Here is a 6,107-nt window from a genome sequence, read left to right on the forward strand (position 1 = left end):
CGACACCTGGGACCGGCTGGACCAGATAAGCTGTCCGGTGCTGATCGCCGCCGGCCGCTACGACGGCATCGCCCTGCCCAAGACGCAGGACCGGATGGCCGACCGGATCGCGGGCTCGAAGCTGCGCTTCTTCGAAGGCGGACACATGTTCATGCTGCAGGATCGCGCCGCCCTGCCCGCGATGCTGGATTTCCTGAGCGGGAAGGCTCAGAACTACGCTGGCTCAGAGTCCAGGCCCTCCCGACGGCTACGAGTCTCCCACCAAGCCAAATAAACCGAATGCATGGGATCAAAAGGCCTAGGAGAATGGACAGACGGGTAATACCGCCCGTCCCTCTTCTTCGCGTGATATTTATCCCAGAGGACGCCGGATTGCTCGCGCTTGACCGCCCCGAAAAGCTGTTCCTCAAACCACTTCGCTTCGTCTCTGGTTAAGCGATCTGCCAAAACTACAAGGTGGTGGAATTTCTCAATGCGGTATTCGTTGCCTCGCTCCCATGCAGATCGATAAGTATACCCAACAACATATCCTTCGACTTTCGGAGGATCGACGATCGCACGAATGGTACTTAGATACACTGCTAGTCGTTTCTCCAAAGAAGAGTTCATAGCGGATTGGCCCATTCGACTGGAGACAAGACTTCTTGATATTTCACTCGTCATCCGGGTAGGGAGCAAGATGTTTTTGGCGGCGTCAGGGCTGCCCGAATCGCCGTTTGCCCTGATGTGAGCTATGCCGGGACCAATGGCCCGCCCGCGAGTCCCGACCTTCTCCAGAACGCCACGCACGCCGCGCGGCGGCCGCAGGGGCAATCCTGGCGCGTTGCCGCCGGTGGGGGTGGCCGATGTGGTCGAGCGCGACGCCGATGGCGACCTGTTCGTACGGCCGTCCAAGGGCAAGGAGGACGGGCCGACCTACCGGCTGGCGCCCGACCGCGGCGAGGCGGCCGCCGGCGCGCCCGGCATGGGCGACCGGCTGCTGGTGCGCTTCGAGCGGCTGGAGGGCGGCGAGACCGAGGCGCGGCTGATCAAGCGCCTTGGCCAGAGCGCCCACCGCCTGCTCGGCGTGGTGCGCAAGGGCCGCGGCGAGACCCGTATCGAGCCGGTGGATCGCAAGAGCCGCGACCGGCTGGTGCTGACCGGCCCGGACGCCGCCGCCTTGCGCGACGGCGACCTGGTGCTGGCCGAGGTCGGCGCGGCGCGCGAGCGCTACGGCCCGAAACAGGGCAGGCTGCTGGAGGTGGTCGGGCGCGAGGACGAGCCGCGCGCCGCCTCGCTGATCGCCATCCACAGCCACGGCCTGCCAACCGGCTTTACCGCCGCGGCGGAAGCCGAGGCCGAGGCCGCCGAGCCTCCCACCCTTGCCGGCCGCACCGACCTGCGCCACCTGCCGCTGATCACCATCGACCCTTCCGACGCCCGCGACCACGACGACGCCGTCTACGCCCATCCGGACGACGACCCGAAGAACAGGGCCGGCTGGGTGGTCTGGGTCGCCATCGCCGACGTCGCGGCCTACGTCCGCCCCGGCTCGGCCCTGGACCGCGAGGCGCGCGACAAGGCCAACAGCGTCTACTTCCCCGACCGGGTCGAGCCGATGCTGCCCGAGCGACTGTCGAACGGCCTCTGTTCGCTGCGTGAAGGGGAGAGCCGCGCCTGCATCGCCGTGCGCATGGTGTTCGACGCGCAGGGCCGCAAGCTGTCGCACCGCTTCGTGCGCGGCCTGATGCGCTCGGCCGCCAAGCTGGCCTACGAGCAGGCGCAGGCGGCGATCGACGGCGCGCCGGACGACGTGACCGGACCCCTGCTGGAGCCGGTCCTGGCGCCGCTCTGGGCCGCCTATGGGGCGCTTAGGACCGCCCGCGACAAGCGCTCGCCGCTGGAGATCGAAAGCACCGAACGCCGCATCGTCATCGACGAGGGCGGCCAGGTGGTCTCGATCATCCCGCGCCGCTATCTCGACGCCAACCGGCTGATCGAGGAGATGATGATCCAGGCCAACCGGGCCGCCGCCGAGACCCTGGAGCAGCGCCGCACGCCGCTGATCTACCGGGTGCACGAGGCGCCCAGCCAGGAGAAGCTGAAAAACCTCACCGACTTCCTGTCGACGCTGGACGTGCGCTGGAGCATGGGCGAGGCGCCGCGCACCGAGCGCTTCAACCGGCTTTTGGAGCAGATGCGCGACACCCCGCACGCCGAGATCGTCAACGAGGTTGTGCTGCGCACCCAGATGCAGGCCATCTACAGTCCCGACAATGTCGGCCATTTCGGGCTCAACCTGGACCGCTACGCCCACTTCACCTCGCCGATCCGCCGCTATGCCGACCTGATCGTGCATCGCGGCCTGATCCGGGCGCTTGGCCTGGGCGACGACGGCCTGACCGACGCCGAGATGGCCACCCTGACCGAGATCGCCGAGCACATCACCCTGGCCGAGCGCCGCGCCATGGCCGCCGAGCGCGACGCCACCGACCGCTATGTCGCCGCCTTCATGGAGGGACGCGAGGGCGCGGAGTTCACCGGCCGCATCACCGGCGTCACCCGCTTCGGCCTGTTCATCCGCCTGGCCGAGACCGGCGCCGACGGCCTGGTTCCGGTCTCGACGCTGGGCGGCGAATACTTCGTCCACGACGACCGCGCCCACGCCCTGGTCGGCGAACGCAGCGGCCGCCGCTGGCGGCTGGGCGCCGAGGTGCAGGTGCGCCTGCGCGAAGCCACCCCGATCACCGGCGGCCTGCTGTTCGAAATGCTCAGCGAACCCGAACCGCCAGACCCGAAGGCGCCGCGCGCCCGGCTGGGCGTACGCCGGCGCGGCCGGCGGTAGAGCGACGGGACCACTACGCGTCCCTTCTCCCCCCGCGGGAGAAGGCGCCCCCGCGAAGGCGGGGGCGGATGAGGGGCCGCGCGGGCAGATGGTAAGAGGGCTCCCGCGCGGTCGTGGAAAGCTCAGCGCGGCCCCTCATCCGACCGGTCTCCGACCGGCCACCTTCTCCCGCGAGGGGAGAAGGGTCAGGCTGAACGGACTTCAGATTCAGACAGCCTTGGCCGCGACTTAGCGCTTGTTGTATTCGTAGTCCTCTCGCTCGCCCGGGACGCCGGAGCGCAAGCCCTGCGGCAGCGGCGCGCGCGTGGCGTTGACCTTGGCGTGCGCATCCAGCGCGGCCTGGTCTTTCCAGAGTTCGAGCAGCACCAGCTTGTCCGGGTTCACCGCGCTCTGGAACACCTCGAACTGCTCGCAGCCGGGCTCCTGCATCACCTCCGCACAGCGCGTCTTGAAGGCCTGTGCGAAGTCCGCGCCCTTGCCCGGGGCCGCGGTGAGGGTGATCAAGAGCCGAAGCGACATCTGGTTTTCTCCGATTGCGCCAATGCGCCGCGGAGAAGGGCCGCCTTCGCGGCGCGGCGTCAAGCTTCCCGGGCGGCTTTGACCCTAGGGCAGGCTTTTCGCCGCTCGCGGGACTCGCGATACTAGCCGCCATGGACACACCGATCGTCACGACCGCGCCGCGCCCCGACGTCGCCGCCCGCCCACCAGGAACCCGCAGCGTGCGGCCGCGGGACGCCGCCACCCTGATCATCCTGCGCCGCGACGCGAAGAAGCCGCGCGTGCTGATGGGCCGTCGCGGCGCCGGCCACGACTTCATGCCCGACAAGTGGGTCTTTCCCGGCGGCCGCATCGATCGCAGCGATTTTCGCGCGCCGACCGCCAACGAGCTTCGTCCCGACGTGGCGGCGCGACTGGCCGAAGGGGCGATCCCGCGCCGGGCGCGAGCGCTGGCGCTGTCGGCCATCCGCGAGACCTTCGAGGAGGCCGGCCTGTTGTTGGCCGAGAAGGCCGAGCCGCGGTCCATGGCCGGGCCCTGGCGCGATTTCTTCGCCATCGGCGCCCTGCCCGATCTGGAGGCTCTCGACATCATCGCGCGGGCGGTGACGCCGCCGTCGCGGACCAAGCGGTTCGATGCGCGCTTCTTCGTGGCCGAGGCCGACCGGCTGCTCAGCCTGGAGCGGCGGCCCGATTGCGGCGAGCTGGACGAGATCGCCTGGGTCGATCTGGACGAGGCCCTGGCGCTCGACCTGCCGGACATCACCCGCTACGTGCTGCGCGAACTGCAGACGCGGCTGGACAATCCCGACGGCCCGGCGCGCTTCATGCGCTTCTGGCGCGGCCGAAGGTTTACCGAGCAGACCTAGTAGAGGCCCGGGATCAGGCGGTAGGGGGTGGCGGCGCGGAAGCCGGCGAAGCCGGCGTCGTTGGCCAGGACGCGTTCCTCGGCGGCGATGCGGAAGACCTGCAGGCCGAGCCCGACGCCATAGACGGCGGCGTTCCAGAGCGACGGGTTGAGCAGGAAAAAGCCCACCTGGCCGACCAGATAGGCCGCATAGATCGGGTGGCGCACGATACGGTAGGGGCCGCTCACCTTCAGGCCGCGATTGGCCGGCGCCATGCCGAAGCTGAACCGCAGGGTCAGCTTGGCGATGACCTGGAAGACCAGGCCGCTCAGCATCAGCCCGGCGCAGACTCCGATCGGCGCCAGCGGCGCCGAATGCGCCATCGGCGCCACCAGGAGCGGCGCGGCCGTCGCGCCGACCGCCAGCGCCCAGTCCATCGGAATAAGCGATAGCTCGCGCGCCCGGCGTCGGAGCAGGATGAGCCCGACCGCCAGCGCTTCGGCGGAAAGCTGCAGATAGTTGAGCCAGCTGCCGCCCGACCCGACGGACTGATAGACCCGCCAGGCCATGAAGCCGAACAGGCCGAGGACGAAGAGTTTTTCGACGAGGTCGAGACCGACCAGAAGCCGCCCACGTGCGATGCTCACGGGGGCTGCGGCGACAGTCGCTTGATCGGCCAGATCCATGCCCGGGATTTGGCCCGGCAACGGATAAGAATGGGTGAATGACCGGCGCCTGACCTCCCTTGCACCGCAAGGCCGGCGCCCTATGTCCGTTGCAGAGGCGAGGCTCGAGGCGACCGAGGAACTCTGATGACGTCGCCAGCATCGCCCGGCCAAGCCGCCGCCCCGCCGCCGCTGCAAGGCCTGCCGCTGGCGGTCATCTCGATCGGGCTGGCGCTGGGCACCTTCATGCAGGTGCTCGACTCGACGATCGCCAACGTCTCCATCCCGACCATATCGGGCAATCTGGGCGTCGCCCCCGACCAGGGCACCTGGGTGATCACCCTCTTCGCCATGGCCAACGGCGTCTCGGTGCCGTTGACCGGCTGGCTGATGGGCCGCTACGGGGTGGTGAAGACGTTCGCCGCCTCGGTGGCGCTGTTCACCTTCGCCTCCTTCCTGTGCGGCGCGGCCTGGAACCTGCCGTCGCTGCTGGCCTTCCGGGTCCTGCAGGGCGCGGTGTCGGGGCCGATGATCCCGGGCTCGCAGGCGCTGCTGATCTCGATCTTCGCCCCGTCCCGGCGCGGGCTGGCGCTGGCCATCTGGTCGATGACCACCCTGGTGGCGCCCATCTGCGGCCCGATCCTGGGCGGCTGGATATCGGACAACATGTCCTGGCGCTGGATCTTCTACATCAACGTGCCGGTGGGCATCGTCTGCACCCTGATCTGCTACCGCGGCCTGATCGCCAGGGAGACGCCGACGTTCAAGCGTTCGATCGACACGGTGGGCTTCTTCTTCCTGCTGGTCTGGGTCTGTGCGCTGCAGGTGATGCTGGACCGCGGCCAGGACCTGGACTGGTTTCATTCGCCGCTGGTCGTCTTCCTGGGCGTCATTTCGGCGATCGGCTTCGTCTCCTGGCTGATCTGGGAGCTGACCGACGCCAATCCGATCGTCGACCTGGCGCTGTTCAGGTCGCGCAACTTCGCGGTCGGCACCCTGGTCTTCTGCCTGGTCTATGCGGTCTTCTTCGGCGGCAATGTGCTGCAGCCGCTCTGGCTGCAGACCCGCCTGGGCTATATCGCCACCTGGGCCGGCTTGGTGGCGGCGCCCAGCGGGGTGGTGGCCGTGCTGCTGACGCCGATCTTCGCGCGGTTCAGCTCCCGGATCGACGCCCGCATCACCGCCACGATGGCGCTGCTGGCCTTCGCCATCTCCTTCCTCATGCGCGGCGCGCTACCGCCCGACACGAGTTTCGGCGTCCTGGTTATGCCCATG

Annotated in this window: 6 protein-coding genes; 4 read left to right on the top strand and 2 right to left on the bottom strand. The window is 68.8% G+C overall.

What is annotated here, in order from left to right:
* Together VGL85_RS05560 and rnr are read left to right on the top strand one after the other, a co-directional pair.
* The coding region (locus VGL85_RS05560) for an alpha/beta hydrolase (RefSeq protein ID WP_331586852.1) at positions 1-274 on the top strand (274 nt) is incomplete at its 5' end.
* 471 nt (positions 275-745) lie between these two features.
* Positions 746-2,824, top strand: coding sequence for a ribonuclease R (gene rnr / locus VGL85_RS05565; RefSeq protein ID WP_331586854.1), 2,079 nt, complete (start codon positions 746-748; stop codon positions 2,822-2,824).
* A gap of 228 nt (positions 2,825-3,052) precedes the next feature.
* On the opposite strand, the gene VGL85_RS05570 is transcribed toward rnr, so the two are convergent.
* Complete coding sequence (locus VGL85_RS05570; RefSeq protein WP_331586856.1) at positions 3,053-3,343, bottom strand: antibiotic biosynthesis monooxygenase family protein; 291 nt, start codon at positions 3,341-3,343, stop codon at positions 3,053-3,055.
* A gap of 131 nt (positions 3,344-3,474) precedes the next feature.
* Between VGL85_RS05570 and VGL85_RS05575 the strand changes: the two genes are divergently transcribed.
* Positions 3,475-4,188, top strand: a complete 714-nt coding sequence (locus tag VGL85_RS05575) for an NUDIX hydrolase (RefSeq protein WP_331586858.1) — start codon at positions 3,475-3,477, stop codon at positions 4,186-4,188.
* Here VGL85_RS05575 and VGL85_RS05580 read toward each other — a convergent pair.
* Complete coding sequence (locus VGL85_RS05580) at positions 4,185-4,814, bottom strand: methyltransferase family protein (protein ID WP_331586860.1); 630 nt, start codon at positions 4,812-4,814, stop codon at positions 4,185-4,187. The genes VGL85_RS05575 and VGL85_RS05580 overlap by 4 nt on opposite strands.
* Before the next feature lie 165 nt (positions 4,815-4,979).
* Here VGL85_RS05580 and VGL85_RS05585 point away from each other — a divergent pair.
* Positions 4,980-6,107, top strand: a 1,128-nt coding sequence (locus VGL85_RS05585; protein WP_331586862.1) for a DHA2 family efflux MFS transporter permease subunit, incomplete at its 3' end; no start/stop codon positions are given.

The organism is Phenylobacterium sp. (assembly GCF_036501465.1).
Classification (GTDB): Bacteria; Pseudomonadota; Alphaproteobacteria; order Caulobacterales; family Caulobacteraceae; genus Phenylobacterium.